General features: G+C 59.3%; 12 protein-coding genes and 2 tRNA genes. 6 read left to right on the top strand and 8 right to left on the bottom strand.

The features are described from left to right. Positions 1 to 5: 5 nt before the first annotated feature. Positions 6 to 79: transfer RNA gene (locus tag ACXYN8_RS11710), tRNA-Cys, on the top strand. A gap of 57 nt (positions 80 to 136) precedes the next feature. Further along, positions 137 to 212: transfer RNA gene (locus ACXYN8_RS11705), tRNA-Thr, on the top strand. A gap of 370 nt (positions 213 to 582) precedes the next feature. Here ACXYN8_RS11705 and ACXYN8_RS11700 read toward each other — a convergent pair. Beyond that, a complete protein-coding gene (locus tag ACXYN8_RS11700; RefSeq protein WP_458889639.1) occupies positions 583 to 2,289 on the bottom strand; it encodes a hypothetical protein in 1,707 nt (568 codons plus the stop codon). Between the two features lie 264 nt (positions 2,290 to 2,553). Further along, complete coding sequence (locus ACXYN8_RS11695) at positions 2,554 to 2,727, bottom strand: hypothetical protein (RefSeq protein WP_458889638.1); 174 nt, start codon at positions 2,725 to 2,727, stop codon at positions 2,554 to 2,556. 346 nt (positions 2,728 to 3,073) lie between these two features. On the opposite strand from ACXYN8_RS11695, the gene ACXYN8_RS11690 reads away from it, so the two are divergent. Together ACXYN8_RS11690 and ACXYN8_RS11685 are read left to right on the top strand one after the other, a co-directional pair. Then, positions 3,074 to 3,298 (top strand): SRPBCC domain-containing protein, encoded by a 225-nt coding sequence (locus ACXYN8_RS11690; protein WP_458889637.1) that lies wholly within the window; start codon positions 3,074 to 3,076, stop codon positions 3,296 to 3,298. A gap of 277 nt (positions 3,299 to 3,575) precedes the next feature. Next, positions 3,576 to 4,697, top strand: a complete 1,122-nt coding sequence (locus tag ACXYN8_RS11685) for a hypothetical protein (RefSeq protein WP_458889636.1) — start codon at positions 3,576 to 3,578, stop codon at positions 4,695 to 4,697. A 1,086-nt stretch (positions 4,698 to 5,783) separates the two neighbouring features. Here ACXYN8_RS11685 and ACXYN8_RS11680 read toward each other — a convergent pair. The 6 genes from ACXYN8_RS11680 to ACXYN8_RS11655 form a co-directional block, all read right to left on the bottom strand. Then, positions 5,784 to 8,669, bottom strand: a complete 2,886-nt coding sequence (locus ACXYN8_RS11680; protein ID WP_458889635.1) for a CHAT domain-containing protein — start codon at positions 8,667 to 8,669, stop codon at positions 5,784 to 5,786. Between the two features lie 131 nt (positions 8,670 to 8,800). Further along, a complete protein-coding gene (locus ACXYN8_RS11675; RefSeq protein ID WP_458889634.1) occupies positions 8,801 to 10,522 on the bottom strand; it encodes an ATP-binding protein in 1,722 nt (573 codons plus the stop codon). Continuing rightward, complete coding sequence (locus tag ACXYN8_RS11670) at positions 10,519 to 11,787, bottom strand: SIR2 family protein (protein WP_458889633.1); 1,269 nt, start codon at positions 11,785 to 11,787, stop codon at positions 10,519 to 10,521. Before ACXYN8_RS11670 ends, ACXYN8_RS11675 begins: the two co-directional genes overlap by 4 nt. A gap of 652 nt (positions 11,788 to 12,439) precedes the next feature. After that, positions 12,440 to 12,598 carry a hypothetical protein gene (locus tag ACXYN8_RS11665; RefSeq protein WP_458889632.1) on the bottom strand — a complete coding sequence of 53 codons (159 nt, stop codon included), beginning with the start codon at positions 12,596 to 12,598 and terminating at the stop codon, positions 12,440 to 12,442. A 277-nt stretch (positions 12,599 to 12,875) separates the two neighbouring features. After that, positions 12,876 to 13,514, bottom strand: coding sequence for a hypothetical protein (locus ACXYN8_RS11660; protein ID WP_458889631.1), 639 nt, complete (start codon positions 13,512 to 13,514; stop codon positions 12,876 to 12,878). Positions 13,515 to 13,928: 414 nt separating this feature from the next. Beyond that, a complete protein-coding gene (locus ACXYN8_RS11655; RefSeq protein WP_458889630.1) occupies positions 13,929 to 14,627 on the bottom strand; it encodes a hypothetical protein in 699 nt (232 codons plus the stop codon). A gap of 154 nt (positions 14,628 to 14,781) precedes the next feature. Between ACXYN8_RS11655 and ACXYN8_RS11650 the strand changes: the two genes are divergently transcribed. Together ACXYN8_RS11650 and ACXYN8_RS11645 are read left to right on the top strand one after the other, a co-directional pair. Next, positions 14,782 to 16,164, top strand: a complete 1,383-nt coding sequence (locus ACXYN8_RS11650) for a type I secretion system permease/ATPase (protein ID WP_458889629.1) — start codon at positions 14,782 to 14,784, stop codon at positions 16,162 to 16,164. Next, the gene (locus tag ACXYN8_RS11645) at positions 16,161 to 17,657 is read left to right on the top strand and encodes an HlyD family type I secretion periplasmic adaptor subunit (protein ID WP_458889628.1); all 1,497 of its coding nucleotides are present in this window, start codon (positions 16,161 to 16,163) and stop codon (positions 17,655 to 17,657) included. The genes ACXYN8_RS11650 and ACXYN8_RS11645 overlap by 4 nt, the downstream gene beginning before the upstream one ends. Positions 17,658 to 18,020: the final 363 nt, after the last annotated feature.

The raw sequence follows: 18,020 nt of genomic DNA, 5'->3' as shown, positions 1-18,020 counted from the left end.
GATGAGGCCCGATGGCGGAGTGGTTACGCAGAGGACTGCAAATCCTTGCACGCCGGTTCGATTCCGGCTCGGGCCTCCACCTGTTGCATTGAGGCATTGCACCCGCACCGCCATGCGGATATGGGCCGCCTCCAGTGCCGCTTTAGCTCAGTTGGTAGAGCACATCATTCGTAATGATGGGGTCAGGTGTTCGAGTCACCTAAGCGGCACCACCACTTCCAGCAGGCAAATCAAATAGGTTAAGGGTAACGCCCCTTGAACTGCGTTGCTCGCTTGGGTCCTGCTTGGGACCTTTCAAAGAGGAAAATCGTCGCCACCCACTGCAATTCCAATTGGCGATCGACTGCTATTTTTGACCGCTTCTGGGCCGGAAGCTGACGGTCCGCTTTTGGCCCCTTTTATCGAAAGGCTGCCAGTCCGCTAACGACCCGATTGCGGACATTGGAGAAGCGTCAGCTACGCGCACTCACTTCGGACGCTCAGGTGCTAATAGCCTGTTGTCGCAAGCTGGCAATCGTTCGCACCAAGTATCGAAGATGGCAGCCTTTTCTTCCTGCCAAACTTCGACCTCGCGGTGCCGTCTCACTGGGTATGAGGGGCGTAATCCACTTCGTGCGAAGTCCATTTGTTGGCCTTGATGCGTGCCTTCTGCGCTTCGACTTCGGCACGGTCCGGCCTGCCATAACAATTGATCGAGAAGGCGCCGGGCACCTGTGACGTGATGTATTCGCGCCAAGGGGGTGTCACGTCGAGATCCTGCGCGCCGCCGCGCGTGGAGACCTGCACCGGGCCGATGCGCGAGAGATACCAGTCGTCACGAGGACCGCCGTCGAGTGGCTTTGCGTTGGCACTACAGAAGTAATACAATGTCTCAATGGGATCGCCGTATGGGGCCGCCGCCGCACTCCCAGAGGATAAGCCTTGCGGTGAGACCGAGCCTCGCAGTTGTCCGTTTTGTGATCCGATCTGCGACTGTCCCTGCGCCGCGCGATATTGCGCGTTGCCCTGCGACAACCCGCGGTTGATGGAGCCTTGCAGCTGTGATTCCATCTGCGCGTTGCTGGCCGCGACCTCTGCGCTACCCTTGGCCATGGCGGCGGCCATCTGGGCATTGCCGCTGGTGACCGCCGCGCCCTTCAACATCAGCTCTGCCGCGGTCGCCGCATCCGCACCACCCGCTGCAGCGGCAACACCGCCGACCGCGGCACCTAGGAGCGTGCCGAACAGGCCGCCGCTCCCGCGTTGCTTGGGAGCGGTCAATCTAGCGATTGTCGATTGGATGTCGGCTCCGGCCGGAGCGTAATCGAAAGTGATGGTCTTCTTCCACTTTCCGTTCTTCAATCTGAACGTGGCTTCTGAATAGCCGCCGGAAGGGCGGACTTGGGATTCCACTCGCGCTTCCGGGTAACTGATCTGAACACCAGTTTCATTGATTGAGACACTGTCAGCGCGGGCGATCGCCACGGATTGGGTGATGGGATCGTAGGAATACATAATCCAAGTAAATGGTTGCTGAGAAATCCGACCCTTCGTAACATCAGCCGAATCGACGAAAAGCGAAACCCCCGGGACATTCCAGTAGTAGTAGTTGATCCTCTTTTGGCTCCCGTCCGAGCTGGCTTTGGCCGAAAATGCGCGACCCGTGCGATCTGCCAGGCTACCCCAGACTTGACTAAGAACAGCCGGGTCTTGAACACGCGTTAGTTCATGGCCGATTTCGACCACCTCATGCGGCGACAAACGCCGATAGGTGACCGGCTCATCCTGAAGGACACGGCCCTGAAACAGATACGTTCTGTCCAGCGTAAGACGCGTGTTGTCGCCCGCCAAGGAGAAACTGATCTTGTCAGACTGGTCGCCCTTCGTAGCTTCGATTGTCGTGGCGGAGACCCGTGTGCTCCATTCGCCAGATGCATCCGTCCAGACGGGGCGACCATCGCGCAGTTCGATCGACGAGGATTTTTCCTTTAGAAGGTCTTCGAAGCGTAATACTTGTCCGGAAGCAGATGGTTCGAACCGGAGAATGCTGCCGGGCGCGTACCAGTATCCTCCATCGGCGAGAGTCGCGAAGGCTAGCCAAGCATCGCTCGCGATGGGACCCGCCCGGACCTTGTCGGGCGCAGCACTTCCGCTTTCAAGCTTTTCCAGCAGGGCCTTGCGAAGCACCTCACAGACTTCGGTCTTTTGATCGACAGAGCACTGATCGGCATAGGATTGCTCCAGGCTCTGTGCTCCCGCAGGTGCCGCCAGAAGGAGCGCTGCTGCGGCGAGCGCGCGGGTCGTAGTCATAGGTTAGTCTACACCAACAGATTTGATAATTCGCCCTTACGCCCACCAAATTACCACATTGTCAACGCCGCGGATCACCGCCCATTCTTACGGCAGCTTTTCATGCATTCACAATTAAAGTGGACAGTCCGCAATCGGCCCCCGAGCTGACTGTAAGGCGTGCTGAGCAGAATGTCCGCTTCCCACCCAATTCGGGACAGCTTCACCGAGCTACAGATGTGCCAATAGCAGACTGGCGGCTATCGACCCGGTTGCGGAGGTTTCTTAGGTGTCGTCTTCCTCATAGAATCGCACTTCGACATTGGCGAAATGCTCTTCATCTCCAAATCCCGCACCAAGGTCGTAAAGATAGAGAGTTACGGGGCAGGATTGGCTCTCTGCCCACTTTATAGCCTCGGACACCGACACGGCTTCAAGCGCCTCGTAATCCACTGTCACCTTCGGGTCTCCTCGGCCGCAATTGGCCAACGAAAGAACGATGGAAGATCAATTTAGAGTTAGTTTCGTGTCCGCTTTCGGGGAGAGCCTGGAGGCACGGCTACGACCGAAATGGGGCGCATTCCAGACCGGCCGAAACTGGGCCGAAAGCGGTCGTTCCGCTTTTTGTCCGAATCTCGAAGCGAACTGACGGACAATCTTCGACCTATCGGGGGGCAAAGCGCACTGCCAATAGCAAAACATCGATAGGTCAATGAAGCGATTGAAACTAGCTAGATCGTCGTAGGGCCTGCCTGTCGATGTCCCGCCGTCAATTTTTAAATTACTGTTGGTCTACACCGAGAGCATGTGTGACGCTCAAGGCAACGTCATCCCCCCATCGCGCATGGGCAAGCCCGAGGGAACACCCGAAGTAACCGACGTAACCGACGTAACCGTCGAGCTGGCAGAGACCGATGGCCGGACACGAATGACGATGACCCATGCCGCTGTGCCTGCAGGCTCTGGCGGAGAAGGCGGCTGGAAGCAGGCGTTCGACAAGCTTGAGGCGGTTTTGCTGGGCGCTGACTAAGACCAAACGTTCTTGCTCGGTCTGCAAGGACATAGCGTATCACGTCCTGCTGCAATACGATCTTTTTTCGATCTCGGCCCGGAATTGGCGAGAGGTTCTCGGAGAAGTCTACACTTTTAAAGGCTCGCTCTGAATTGCCGACGATCCTAGGTAAAGCAGACATTCGGCTAATGAACCGTCTGCTGATAATCGATGGGGAAGATGAACTAGGATGCGGGCTGACTGACCCTCAATCGCCTTAGCGAATGCTTAGCTATCAACTCGGTATCGTTCTCTAATGCGAACGGAAATAGATCTCGACGCGGCTGCTGCGGCCGGTTTGATTGGCGAAGATCAGGCGATAGCGCTGCGCAACTTCCAAGCCAAGCAGGATGGCATGCCCGCTCCGACCTCGGAAAAATTCCAGCTGTTTGGCGGCTACGCAGACCTTGTGATCGGCTTGGGCGCCGCGATGATCCTAGCCGCAGTTGGCCTATTTATGGCCAGTCTCGGCAACCCGAAATACATTTGGCCTTTGCTTTCGATATCTTGCGGAGTCACGTGCGCCGTGCTCTTCAAACTCACCCTGCGGATAAAACTTCGCTCCGCCCCGGCCCTGGCCTTAGTGCTGACGGCAGCATTTGCTGGGTTCTCTTTAATTGGCTTGGGGATCGTGGCAGCTGCCGCTGCCGAGGCCTCACCGATCCGGCCAAGGGACTATACTCTCCCCATCTTCCTTGTGATTATTGCGGCACATGGGCCCCTCATGCGCGCTCACTGGTGCGCCTTCCGCTTCCCTCCGACAATCGCGCTTGCAATCGCAGGCTATGCTTTTGCTCTCTTGCTGGCCATTGGACAGACAGTTGGTTATAAGAACCAGTGGATTGTCGCCGGGGCGGCTCTCGCCATTGCAACTGGCACTATGATCGCCGGAATATGGTGGGACCTCACTGACATTCGCCGTGAAACCGAACGGTCACAGGTCGCCTTCTGGCTCCATTGTCTCGCCGGGGTGCTGATGAGTCGTGCGCTGTTCTGGCTTTTGACCGGAACCGGCATGGAGGATGGCCAACTGATCCTAACCGGGCTCCCTGTTGCAGATCTTCCCTATGTTTTGCTTATGGTGGCAGGCGCAGCAGTGATTTCCCTGCTGCTTGACCGGCGCTCGCTGCTTGTAGGCTGTCTCGTGCCCACCGTGGGCATCTTCGATCAGTTCGGCAACGGCGACTTGGCAGCCGTAATGGGTCTTCTAGTAGCGGGAAGCTCGCTGATCTTCTTCAGCGTGACCTGGAACGATCTGCGCACTCGCCTACTTGCAATAGTCCCACCGCGTCTTGCCGCGCAATTGCCGCGCGCCAGCCTCACTGTTTCGGGCCAACGACCGACCCGCCGCCGGAGCGAACTGTGGCGGTTACGTTAGTCTAATTACAAACGAGGCACACCGATAATTCACTGACCATACCTTGCTTTCGAGAAACTATAATCGAGCGTTCATCCAAAAAACGATACGAAACATTTCGCCCTCGACGGTGATCAAGCACTGCACGCTTACTACACCTTTGGCTCGCGAATTAGCAGCCACGGGTTGAATGCTTAGTCGCTCGCACGCTCCCGGATCGCGGAAATGGTATCTGCTGTTGGCACTGGTAAGGTATCCCTCGGACGTCTGAAATTGGCGCGTTGCAGCCATCGACCCTAGGCTGAAGCCACGGCAGCTTTCGGGCGAAAAGCGCGGCCACTCGAATGGCCGGGATCAGGGCGCAAAGCGGACGTCAGCGAGGCAGAGTGACGAATATTCTCCAAAGATCTGAGTGCCCATCTTTATCGTCTATGGGGCACCACCACTTCCAGCAGGCAAATCAAATAGGTTAAGGGTAACGCCCCTTGAACTGCGTTGCTCGCTTGGGTCCTGCTTCGGACCTTTCAGAGAGGAAAATCGTCGCCACCCACTGCAATTCCAATTGGCGATCGACTGCTATTTTTGACCGCTTCGGGGCCGATAGCTGTCAGTCCGCTGTGAATTAAATACCTGGAAAAGCTGACACCTCCGCGCTGCGTACGGTGTGCTCTATGTCCGCTTCCGGGCGGCGCTGGCGATTGACCTAGTGACCGATATTAGGGCGCGTGGCTGCCATCGACGCTAGGCTGAACCAACGGCAGCTTTCGGGCGAAGATCGCGACCACTCGAACGACCGAGATGGAGGCGCATTCCAGACCGGCCGAAACTGGGCCGGCTGCGGACCGGCGGGTTCGGGCCCGCTGATGTGCGAAGCGGACATTCCTTCAGGAAGTTCGCGAGGCTAAAGAGACTCAGAATCAGTCACTCGCGAGGCCTTTCGCGCTCTCCGGCTTCAGACACTCGTTCATGTCTGCGGCTGAACGGCGCGCATCCTCATTCATCTCAGCAGTCGCGCCGCTTTGACCCTCGTTGGCCCTCCGAGACTACAGCGGCAGTTGACTTTTGGATGGTCGCGTTCCTGGACGCTTGAAGCTTGTCGGCTCGGCGTCAGCCATAGCAAACGAAGCCGCCCCAGTGACGGACGTCTCTGAACCCGACGATCGCGCGCGATGCAGCGAGATCATCCCGCAGGCGTCGTTCGGCGTTCGTGTCGGGTGGTCCGAGCGTGGTCAGCCAGTCCGCGATCTCGCCGTTGCTCGAGTCCCGCAACCACACTTGAGCAAGGCGCACGGCGTCGCGTGGGGCGATGCCGCTGCGGATGGTGTCGAACAGGCGGCGCGAGAACAGTGAGGCGGCTGCGTCGTTCACGTTCCAGAGCGTGCCGACGACAGTGTGGGCGCCCGCCACCAGGAACGCGACTGCGAGGCTGGTGAACTCGTCCGCCATTTCGTGACCGTGCACGGCTGAGCGACACGCGGAGAGGACGACCAGCGACAGGTTCGAGCAATCGACCTCGAGGATGCCGGAGACGCGGAGCGCATCGTCCGCCGTAAGGATCAACCGTGACGCGGTCGGCTCCTCCGTCTCCATGACCCCATGACATGCGAAGTGCGCAATAGTGGAGGTCGGCAGGGCTTCCAGCACGGCACCGCTGGAAAGCTCGGTGCCTGCCAGATCGCGACCTCGGGGCATCCAGGCCCGAAGCTGGCTCGTCTCGGCTGCTGCGTGCCGCAGTGGGTTGCCGGGCAGGGCGTCGGCCGCGTCGACGATCAGAGCGGACGAACCCTCCGGGGCCGTTCCGTTGCCGAGCAACTGCGGCGTCGGCAGCACGGCGAGAATGGAGTCGTCTACGACCTTGCAGGTCCCATGGGCGACCGCGCTCCATGGTATGCCGCCCAGCCGGCCCGCGGGCACGACGAGCAGGCGAGGCGGCAGCCTCTCGGGGAAAGCCGCTGAGATCATGGCCGCCGCGGACTCCATGGTGGCTGGAGAGGGCGGAGACGGCTGGTCCGAGAATTCGAACTCGATGTCCGGCACCGTCCTTCCGGTCATGCCCGAAGAAGTGACGGTCAGGACGTAGGCTCCGTAGCGCGTCGAGACGGGGTAGAGGATGGCGTCGAAGGCTCCTCCGAGATTGTCCCCGCCAACGGGGTCGGCACGGTGACCGAGCAGGAGTGCCGCCTGCGACCTGTCGAGAAGCCGGACGGCAGCATCGGGCTGCCCGAGGTTCACGAGCGCGAGGCCGGCAATAGCGGAGACGCTCTGCTCGCGCCGGAGCGCCATCGCCCGCTCGCCTATCCCCTGCGCTGCCGCCAGCCGCTGCGCGCGCTGCGAGTCCAAGACTTCGAACGCCTCAACGACCGCAGTCCAGTCCCGACCCACGTTGCGGTGCATCAGGTTGGAGGCTGCCAGCCACCCGATCTCGTCGCCGGCATGCTCCCGGGCGGTTCTGTGCAGTAGGGACAGCCAACCCGAGTCGTGCTCCCGGGCCAATCCATGTGCGAGGTGGAAGGTCGCGAGGTTGACGGCGGTCAGGGCATCCAGCTCCCCAACCGTGTCCGGCCGTTCTGGAAGGATGAGAGCCAGGCCGGCAGCGGCGTCGATGAGGCGGGGATCCGGATCCATCGTGAAGCGCTCGATCAGCGCGCACATCGCGGAACCCGCCAGCGCCTCCCGCTGAGCCGAGTCCCGCGGAAGGCGTCCAAGCGCCGACCGGTACAGTTCGCCCGCACGTTCGGCGTCCGCCACGTCGAAAGCGAAAAGTCCGTTAAGGGCACGCTCTTGGTACGCGTTGGCGGCCGTTACCTCTTGGCTCCAGCGGTTAGCGTTTCTTGCATCGGTTAAACAGAGCCCCAGCTCCGCCGCCTCAACGGCGCGATCGATGTCGTCCTGCGCACGTGTGACGCGATGCCGGTCGTGATAGGCGTGCGATACCGCGAAGAGCACGTCGTCGCCGATGAGGTCTTTGTGATCGGCGGCGCGCTCGATCGCCTCGACGGCTTGGTCGAGATGGCTCACCGGCCCCCCGCGCTGGTAAGCCAGAAGGTGCCAGTTCGCCATCGTCCAATTCAGGTGGGCGATCGAGGCGTCATCGTCGCTGTGAGCGAGGCCCTCCTGCAGGGCAGCTTGCGCCTCATCGGACGCGGCGTCGCCGCCGTGGTCCATGAGTGCGATCGCCAGCGAATTGAGCATCCCGGCACGGTCCGTACTGGTCTCGGCAGCTTCGCGCAGGGCGGCCAGGGCCGCGTCCAGATCGGGTCTGCCGCCGCCATGCTCGTGGCGGTCCAGCAGGAGGATCGCGCGTTGCTGTAGAAAACCGGCTCGGCCCGCGAGATCCTCCGGTGCGATGCGCCGATGGTGTGCGAGGCCCTCCGCGGAGAGTTGGATCGCTCTGCCAAGGCTTGGCCGGTGACCTTCGGCCTTCCAGCGCGCCTTGTGGAGGCTCACCATCGCCGCGTATGAAGACCAGACCTCGTGCGCCCTCAGGTTGTGCTTCTGCAGCCGATCAAAGATGTGCTGCGCCCTCCCGAGACGGGAGAAGTCGGCGAAGTCGGGTGCGACTGTCGCATAGCGGACGAGCATCGCGATGAGCACGTCCCGTCCGCCAGCTGTCATTGGGACGGCCAACGCCTTATGCAGGTGGTCCAGCGCGCGCCGACGGTTGGTTCGGGTCCCGGCCTTCACGATCCGCTGCACCGCGGCGAGGTGGGCGGCGGCGGCCTCGGGGTGCTTCGGGCCCAGTCCGGCGAGCGCTACCTCCGACATCGCGATTGCCTGCTCGAGGTCTTCCTCCGTCCCATGCTCGAGGGCGGTAGCGATGTTGAGGATCGCTTCCGCACGCCGGACGGGGTCGCGCTGCTCGTCTGCTAGCTGACGCCATATCGCCGCGACGTGACGGGCCACTCCCGGACGGGTCGGTAGCTCCGCCAACGCGGCCAGCGCCTGGTTCCAACGCTCGCCGTCGGCGTGGCGCCGTCCCGCATCCTCAGGCAAACTAATACCCCCTGCGATTCTGGCAGCCAACAATGCGCGATGCGGACGACGAGGGTATGGGAATGCCGGGCCGCCATGCTGGATGGCACCATTTATCGGTCGTGAAGTAGTGATTAGCCAAGAACGTCTGCTTATGCTGCGTCGGCTGCGGCGGCGTCTGCAACCCGCTGTCGACGTTCCGTCCATGTCTTCTGGAACTGAGGACCTTTTGAGTCGGGCGGTGAGACAGGACGTCGGATGAAGACCGGCACCGGCGCGGGCAGTTCCGGTCCGATCACGATCGCCTCGCCCGGCGCCAGCATCGGAACGAACTGCGCCGCGCCGCGATCAAGATCACCGCATGCTCGCTCGACTGTTTCCCGATCCTGATCGTTGGTGAGGCGGTGAACGACGAGCGTTCCGAGCTGGCTGAGCACGTCCTGAGGAACGTCTCTGGGACGCTGGGTCGCAAGGACGCAGGTCAGTCCGTATTTACGGCCTTCCTTGGCGATGATGCCGAAAGAGTCGAGCTTCACGGAGGAATACTCGTCACCGACGGATCGACCGAGGAACTGGTGCGCCTCGTCCAGAAAGATGACGATCGGGGCCGCGACAAAGGTCCCCTTTCTCGCCTCGCCTAGCAGGAAACGGCCGATGACGTTCAGCAGGATCTCGCGCGTGCCATGCTCGAAGCGCACGTCCTTGAATGACACGATGGCTACGTCACGACGATCATCGACCACGAAGGATCGCAGCTCGTCGACCAGGGAGGCACCGTGCTGGCCAAACACGCATCTCAGCTCCTCCGACGTCACCAGCGTGTTGATCCGCGAGGTCAGGGTCTCGCAATAGGCGACCCCATTGTTGTCGACTCCGCCGAAGTGGCCTTCGTTTCCCGTGGCAAACACGCACTCCTGCCTGATCTGGGCCGGAAGGTGCTCGATCGAAAAGTCGCAGCCGGGTGAGTGCAGCCGGTCGGAATGCGCTCGCACTGCCTCCAGGAAGGGGCGTCGGGGCTTGTTCAGCTTGACGATAAGGCCGTCGGTGACGGTCACACCATCATGAACCGCGTCACCCATAGCGGTCACTAACTTCAGGCTTCTTATAGCCTCGCGAAGTTTCGGTCCTTGGCTCTGACCGGATGGCCGGAACAGGGAGAAGAGGTCGTCTTCGGTCATCTGCCGATATGGAAAGTGCACCTGCCGTTGAGTGCCTCTGGGAGCATCGAACGTAAACACAGTGTCGACGCATGACATTCCGGCGAACTCGCCGGTGGGATCGAGGACGATCGCTTTTCCACCGGCCGTCTTGACCTGCTCGACGAGCGTGGCGACGGTCCAGCTTTTGCCGCCCCCTGTCGCGCCGAACACGCCGCAGTGCCGTCCGAAGAGACGGTCCGGCGGCAGGCAGATATCGACCCCGTCTGCGGCGTCGATCCGGCCGATGCTGAGGGTGAGATCGCCCTTGTCGCTGACCGCGTTGCGTATGAGCGTCGCGAGCAGCCGCGGCTCGGCGAGGTAGACGCCGTCTCCGATTTGCGGAAACTGCACCAGGCCGCGTTTGAGCACGTTCGACTGCTGGTCGACCGTGGCTAGGAGCTGGACGCGACCGATCGGGTTCACCGGTCCGGCATCCCCCACCCTTGGTTCCACGGTCAGGCGCTCTCCGTCGGGTAGCCTGGTTTCCACTATGCGGCCGAGAACGTGCGAACGCTCACAGTCGACGAAGACGAAGTCGCCGACGGCGCCAAGCGACGTGCCCCGATGCTCGCGGCCCGGCACGGAGTTGGGCAGGTTCACGTTGACGTGCGTGGCCGTGACGAGCGTCACCGTGCCGACGTAACGATCCGCGTCGATCGGATTGATCGCCGTCACGCATTCATCTCCGCGGCATCGCGAATGCTCCGGATGCGCTGGACGTGGCGCTCGCGGTCGGTCTCGCCCACAAGATCCGGAAGCGCCGCGGTCAGGTCCTGGAAGCGACCATTCATCAGGTGGATGCGCGCGTCCCCGGAGTCGACCATCCGCTTGAAGCCAAGCAGGAAACGGTTTGTCGGAGGAGCACCGCCGATTTCGAACGCCTCGGCCTCCAGATCGCCATCCGACAAGAAGACCGGATCGCAGACAACGAGACGAAGCGACATGTTCGACTCCACGGCCGACATGATCGGGCTACTTATGTGATCGTCGTTGAAGCCGAATCCGGAGATGAGAACGGCGGTGTCCGGTTCCCGAAGCGCGGCCTGGAACGCGGAAAGCATGTCCAGATAGGGAGCGTCGAAGCTCTCCTGATACTTGCTGGAGCGCGGGTAGATGAGGACAGGGCTGCCGATGTTCGCCCGCGTCCTCAGGATCTCGCCATCGACGCGGCGCCAGTCGATTGAGCCGTGCAGCTTATAGAACTGTAGCACGTTCTGAAGGTAGTCCGGTGTGTCCCGACCAAGGTCACGGCGCACATGATCGATGGTGAAGTTCGTCCGATCGTAGGCCTGATCGAGCGTGTGGGAGAAGCCGTCGATTAGGGTGAAACGGGCACGGCGAGCGACTTCCTCGAAGCAGAGGTCGTAGTTGGTCGTGAAGAGCTTCGCTCTCGGCTTCCGCACTCCTCGCCTGCCGACCTTGCGGACAAGCGCACCATGGGCTTCTAGGTCGGTCTGACGATCGACGAAGTCGACCCGTGCGAGGATAGCGGCCTCAGCCGTGTCGACGAAGGCCAGCATGGCTTGGTGCTCGGCATCGTCTGCAGGGGCGGCGTTGAGCTCCAGGTAGAGCTTGCAGAGTGTCAGCAGCTTCTCAATGTTGTTGTCGACGCGCGCTTCGCCGAAGCGTGCCACGATCGCGTCGAAGGCCGCCGGCCCCGCCGTCTCCCGGACAAACGCCCAGACATCCCACATGCCTGCCGGTGTCGGTCGGCCGGGCGGGTTGACTGCCGCAAAAGACGCGCCGGTGCCGGTGAGGACGACGACGTTTGTGGCATTCAGCACGTTGAGCAGGATACTGCCAATCTCGCGGGCAGCTCCGGTTCTTGGCTGCTGGCCCTCTTCGTCGACAACTTCGTCTGCTGCTGATCGCCAGCCATGATCGCGGACATATAGTCGGAGGTTCTTCGTGGTTGCTGCTCGCCCGGTCCAGAAAGGCATTCATCGATTCCCGCTTTTCGAGATCTCATGGTAGCGGCTTCGACGCGAGTAGCGAGTCTGCCGTTTGTGCTCGCCGACGATGGGCGTCGTCAGCTTGCCGTTGATCCGTGACCTCTCCTGAACGAGCGGCAGCTTACCGCGCTCGGGCCCGAAAGCGGACAGGCGGCCATCCACCCTTCTTGTCCGACGAACCGGCCTGAACGATTGTCGGCTTTCGGGATCAGATCGTTGACGATCGAACGGCTGAGGTTGGGGCGCAAAGCGGACGTCAGCGAGGCAGAGTGACGAATATTCTCCAAAGATCTGAGTGCCCATCTTTATCGTCTATGGGGCACCACCACTTCCAGCAGGCAAATCAAATAGGTTAAGGGTAACGCCCCTTGAACTGCGTTGCTCGCTTGGGTCCTGCTTCGGACCTTTCAGAGAGGAAAATCGTCGCCACCCACTGCAATTCCAATTGGCGATCGACTGCTATTTTTGACCGCTTCTGGGCCGGTTGCTGACGGTTTGCTGTCGGGCGGCCAGAACCTAAAGCCGCCGTTCCGCTAAAGCACTTTGTGCCGCAGATGAATCGAATCGAGGGCGAGGGGATCGACTTGGATTTCATATAACGCCAGGCGCCGCAGGCGAGAATCCCACTCGATCGCTATAATCATGGCAGCGCGGGACGTCGCCGATAGCGATGAACCCCCGCAACACCGTCTCCGATCGCGCCGTTGCCCAAGAAATTATCTTCGAAGCCCACTATTTCTCTGGCAAATCGAATGGCCAAAATTGCATGTGGTTCATTGGCCGCGAGAAGCTTGGCCATAGAGGCTGGTATTGCCCTGTATAGCAACGGCGCCGATTCCAATGTCCTGCAAATTGCTGGAGCCAGCGGGGAGAAAATTCAGGGAGACTATTTCAGATACATACGCAAAAAATGTAAGCGCGTAGCTTTGCTCTTCGGGCGTCAAAATTTGAAAGACGCCTGGATCATCTTCCCGAATAAATGTCCGGTAGAGACGTGTAGAACTGATAATAGAAAGTATTTTTCCCCTGCCAGAATTCTCCGGAAATCGCAGAGAAACTGGAGATCAAGCCTCTAGTCATTTCGCGTCTCCATTTATCGCGCTGCGGATGAACATTTCCGTTATCTCGCTGCTATCACGACCCACCGAAGCCCTTGAGTAAGATTCAAAATTTTTGGAATCTTCTGCTGCAATCTCGATATGTTCGTCCCGCAATCCGTTCCGGCGCTCAATCCCCCCAACCCAAACAGCGGCAACGCCATTCGAGTCGTCCTGCCAAGCAGCCAAAACAAGCCTGTAAGACGGTTTATGATCGCTCTGCATTTTTCTCATTGAGATCATCACTTTTCCATATCCAAGCTCATCGTTTTCCACCTCACCTGCTCGATGGTCGATTTGACAGGACAATCTCGACGTTCCGTTCAAATAGCTCGACTGGCCTAAGTCTTCTAAGGCCTCTCGTAGCTGGCGGCCATCCAGCCCATAGCCAGGCCGAACAGTACAAAACTGAGTAGTAGGCCCAATGTCGAAGTAACCTTCGGAATAGAGCAAATGAATCCGACCATCGGCGGGAAACTCAGTATTCATGGCTCTTTCAATGGTCGCTGGCGTTTTGGCACTTGGCCCAGCTTTAATGCTTTCTGCTTCATCACAACCATTGAGCAATAGAGTTGCAATAAATAACACGCTCCAAACACTCATTTTACGATCTAGCATCCCGTGCCCTTTCAGACTAACTACTTCGGCAAAGGTCGTTGCGCCCGAACAAGCGCAAATGCCGAGTCAAATCCGCCATTGAGAAGTCAGCGCGCCAGGCAGAATGCTGCCGCCTTGGACAATGATTTGTGGGTGCCAACCTAGACCGAACGGTATTCAAAAGAGCGATCCGATAAGATCAGGCGCGCTTGGTTGGCGCGAGGAACAAAATTTTTGCAAGCAGCTCGCTTTCATCTGAAACCAGTGCTTACATGAACCTCCAGCACAGTTCCGTAAACTACGCCATGCTGGACGAAACGCCCATCGCAGCATAATTTGATGAAACTGGCCTCCGGCAATCCCGGGGCGGTTCATACCTTCGATGATAAGCGTCCATTGCCAAGATCGCTAGAAACAGATCGCGGTTCATCGATACTACTCCTCAAAAAAATAATTTGACTGAACCAACTCGATTCTACGTTCACTATCAAAAATGTCTTCGCGACCGTATGGCCCGGGCGGCAGAATCTCTCTGATTCCGTTACTCACACGGTCATCAGTCAATTCTGCAGATATTTGCCTCAGCCGATAACCTGGCCCAAAAATTTCACTAATTTCATCTGGCTGAATGAACTGAAGGCTTTTACGGTCATTGATATCGCAAAAGACCGCTAACACCGGGATGTTTTCAGTCTGCACAATCGCTTCGGTTCGCACATTCTCTCTTGAAGCCAAGCGTTGAGCACTTTCTACAACATCATTATTAAATAGTGGGTCGAGTGTTTCCATAGAGAGGCCGGCCATGTCGTTATAAATGGCTCTAGTCTTCAGGAGAGCAAACAGATTCCGCCCATTCGGCAAATTAACAAGTACCGCTTCCCCGCGCACACGCCATAATCGGTTCTTGGATCCAGGCATGTCATAAGCCGCCCAGATTTCGATTACGCTCGATCCGGTTCTGATGCCTTCTGGAGTATTAATTTCAACAATAAGTCTGAAACGATAGCTTTCGCTAGTCAGTTCTGCGCAACCACGTAGGCCCACCAATGCGGGCGTCACCAAAAGGCTAGCCAAAACAGTACGCCGGTTAACGCTGAACTGATTGCATTCAAGATCGGGCTGAGCCGAGCTCAAAAGAGCGATCCAATCGGATCAAGAGCGATATGTTGGCGCGGAAGGTCGAAGTGCTGCAAGCAACTCGCTTTCGTTTGAAATGATCTACTGCATGAACCTCTGGTGCAATCTCGTCAAGTTGACAGCAATAAGTAGGTTGCGGATATTTAGCGTCTTGGCAGTCACAGTGGTGATCGATCTGTTCTTCACCATCGTCTTCTTCGCGGTAATGTATCTCTACTCACCGTTGCTGACGCTGATCGTCGCGCTCACCATCCCGATCTATGTTGGAATCTCGGTCTTCATTACTCCGCCGCTGCGCGCCCGGCTCGACGAGAAATTCAAGCGCGGTGCGGAAAATCAGGCGTTTCTTGTTGAAACAGTCACCGGTATCGGCACGCTGAAATCGATGGCGGTCGAGCCACGCATGCGCGATCGCTGGGAGAAGCAGTTCGCAGGCTACATCAACACCGGATTTGATGTGACCGTGCTCTCCAACTGGGGCAGCCATCCAATCCAGCTTGTGAGCAAGCTGACCACGGTGGCGATTTTGTTCTTCGGCGCTAAAGCGGTGATCGCGGGCGAACTGACCGTGGGTAGCCTCGTCGCCTTCAACATGCTGGCTGGCCGCGTCGCACAGCCGATCCTGAGGCTCTCGCAGCTGTGGCAGGACTTCCAGCAGGTGCGCATCTCGGTCGACCGTTTGGACGATATCTTGAATGCTCCTGCCGAGCCTGAGCACAACCCCAACCGCGCAAGCCTACCGCCGATCAAGGGGCGGGTCGAGTTTGACAAGGTGCGCTTTCGCTATCGCCCCGATGCGCCCGAAGCACTGCGCGGTATCAATCTCGATGTGGCACCGGGCGAGATGCTGGGCATCGTTGGACCATCGGGTTCAGGCAAGTCGACGCTGACCAAATTGGTGCAAAGGCTCTATGTGCCCGAACAGGGCCGGGTGCTGGTCGACGGAACCGATCTCGCGCTTGTCGACCCTGCCTGGCTCAGGCGGCAGGTCGGCGTCGTGCTGCAAGAGAACATCCTCTTCAATCGTACGGTGCGCGAAAATATCGCGCTCGCCAATCCGACCATCGCGATGGAGAAGGTAATAGCTGCCGCCGAACTTGCCGGCGCGCATGAGTTCATCCTTACCTTGCCTCATGGTTATGACACGGTGATCGAAGAACGCGGGGCGAACCTCTCGGGAGGGCAACGCCAGCGGCTTGCGATCGCGCGCGCGCTGATCACCGACCCCCGTATCCTGATCCTCGATGAAGCGACCAGCGCGCTCGACGCTGAGAGCGAGGAAATCATCCAGAACAACCTTTCGGCTATCGCCGAAGGGCGCACGGTGATGATAATCGCGCACCGGCTTTCGGCTGTGCGACCTTGCGACCGCATCATCACGGTCGAGGCGGGCGAAATCACCGAGATGGGTAGCCATGGAGAGCTTCTTAAGAAGGGCGGTCGCTACGCTCAACTTTACGCCAAGCAGACTGGGATCGCAGATAATGGGCGCAAGCGAGACGATGGCCCGGGACGGGAGCTCGAACCGGCATGAACGCGATCGCTGCCAGGTTTGCTGGACTGACCAGGCACTGGCAAGTGCTGCGCGAGAGCTGGCGCGCACAGGGTGAGGCCGACCGCCTCGTCAAGCCGCGCGACGAGCACGAATTTCTGCCAGCCGCGCTCGAGATCATGGAGAAGCCGCCGAGCCCGGGTCTGCGATGGCTCATGCTTCTGACCTGCGTGCTGTTCGTGCTGGCACTGCTCTGGGCGATCTTCGGCAAGATCGATGTCGTGGCGACCGCCGCAGGCAAGACGGTTCCAGGTGGCAATGTCAAACTCGTCCAACCGATAGAGATTGGCGCGGTGCGCGCTATCCACGTGCGCAATGGCCAGTTCGTGAAGGCGGGCGAGCTGCTGATCGAACTCGATCCGACGCTAAGCGAAGCCGACGAAGCGCAAAGCTCACAATCGCTGATGTCGGCGCGCGTCATCCAGGCTCGCAATGATGCCCTTCTAGCGCATCTCCAAGGCCGCCCGGCGCGCTTCGTCGCGCCCGAAGGAACACCGCCCGACATCGTGCGCACGGAAGAAGCTTTCGTGCAGAACGCTGTGGCGCAATACGAGGCGCAGCGCCGTTCGCTCCTCCAGCAACGCGCCGAGAACCAAGCTGCCCTTGCCGCCGCAAATGCCGAAATCGCCAAGCTCGAAGAGGCGCTGCCCTATATCGACCAGCAGATGAATGCGCGCGCTGAGCTCGCCGAGAAGGGTTTCTACTCGCGCCTCCAGCTTCTCGAATACGAACAGCTGCGTGCCGAGCATATTCGCAACATCGAAGTGCAGCACGCCAACAGGATGAGCGCTGAAGCCTCGATCGGGCGGCTTGATGCCGAGTTGCAGAGCTTGCGGGCGGGCTTCGGGCGCACAGCCGTTACCGATCTCGCCGAAGCCAACGATCGCGCAAATCTGGCGAGCGAGGAACTGCGCAAGGCCGAGCGGCGCCGTCAGTTCCAGGAACTGCGCAGCCCCGTCGACGGGGTAGTCCAGCAGCTCGCGGTGAGCACAGTTGGCGGCGTGGTTCAGCCTGCTCAGCCGTTGATGGTTATTGTTCCTTGTTCGGCTGGTGAGGGTGATGCGGCGAGTTGCAACAGCGGCATCTCGGTTGAGGCGTTTGTTCAGAACAAGGACATCGGTTTTATCAAGGTCGGCCAGCGTGTCGCGGTCAAGCTCGAGGCGTTCAACTTCACCGATTACGGTCTCATCGAAGGCAAAGTTACCAATATCAGCCGTGACGCGATCGATCAAAGCCAGGCTCCGGCGGGCAGCGTACGCGATGAGAACGGTCGCCCGATCCAACCCGGTCTCGTTTATGCCGCCAGGATCGAGCTTGCTTGCGTACCGGGCAACCCTGCCCGTCATGCTCTATGCGACAGTGTCCAGCCAGGCATGAGCGTGCAGGCCGAGATCAAGACCGGCCAGCGGCGGATCATTCAGTATCTCCTCTCGCCCATCAGCCAGGCGCTGGATGAGGCCGGAAGGGAGCGATGAGTGGCCATGCGCAAGGAAGCAATCTGCAGACCCACAGGTTTTCTATAGTGCGCCAAGGGAAGTTCGAGGGATGGTGAATATTTCACTGAATTGTCGTCATTTCTTCGGTTGACGCGGAAATTCTGCGCTGCATAAAAGACGGCAGGGATTCGGGGGTCGTATGAGGTGCTTGCTTCGGAGCAGGTTTGTTTGCGCAGTATCGATTTGCGCTCTATCGGGCGTTACAACTGCCTGCGCTAGGCTCACAGAAGGGCAATCACAGACGATATTTGTGCCCACTTCAGACGGAGTGGAAGCTCAACAGGTCTACACTGGAGCCTTGGAAGAAAATCCTAAGAGCGTAGAAACATGCCTTGGGTTCCA

The sequence above is a fragment of the Altererythrobacter sp. CAU 1778 genome, from assembly GCF_054482795.1.
This window is presented reverse-complemented; position numbering and strand designations above follow the sequence as displayed.

Excerpts from the sequence above, each read along its gene's own strand:
- ACXYN8_RS11665 (WP_458889632.1), bottom strand. The coding sequence starts at position 12,598 with ATGGCCAAGCTTCTCGCGGCCAATGAACCACATGCAATTTTGGCCATT.
- ACXYN8_RS11685 (WP_458889636.1), top strand. The coding sequence starts at position 3,576 with ATGCGAACGGAAATAGATCTCGACGCGGCTGCTGCGGCCGGTTTGATT.
- ACXYN8_RS11700 (WP_458889639.1), bottom strand. The coding sequence starts at position 2,289 with ATGACTACGACCCGCGCGCTCGCCGCAGCAGCGCTCCTTCTGGCGGCA.
- ACXYN8_RS11660 (WP_458889631.1), bottom strand. The coding sequence starts at position 13,514 with ATGCTAGATCGTAAAATGAGTGTTTGGAGCGTGTTATTTATTGCAACT.
- ACXYN8_RS11670 (WP_458889633.1), bottom strand. The coding sequence starts at position 11,787 with ATGCCTTTCTGGACCGGGCGAGCAGCAACCACGAAGAACCTCCGACTA.
- ACXYN8_RS11645 (WP_458889628.1), top strand. The coding sequence starts at position 16,161 with ATGAACGCGATCGCTGCCAGGTTTGCTGGACTGACCAGGCACTGGCAA.
- ACXYN8_RS11690 (WP_458889637.1), top strand. The coding sequence starts at position 3,074 with ATGTGTGACGCTCAAGGCAACGTCATCCCCCCATCGCGCATGGGCAAG.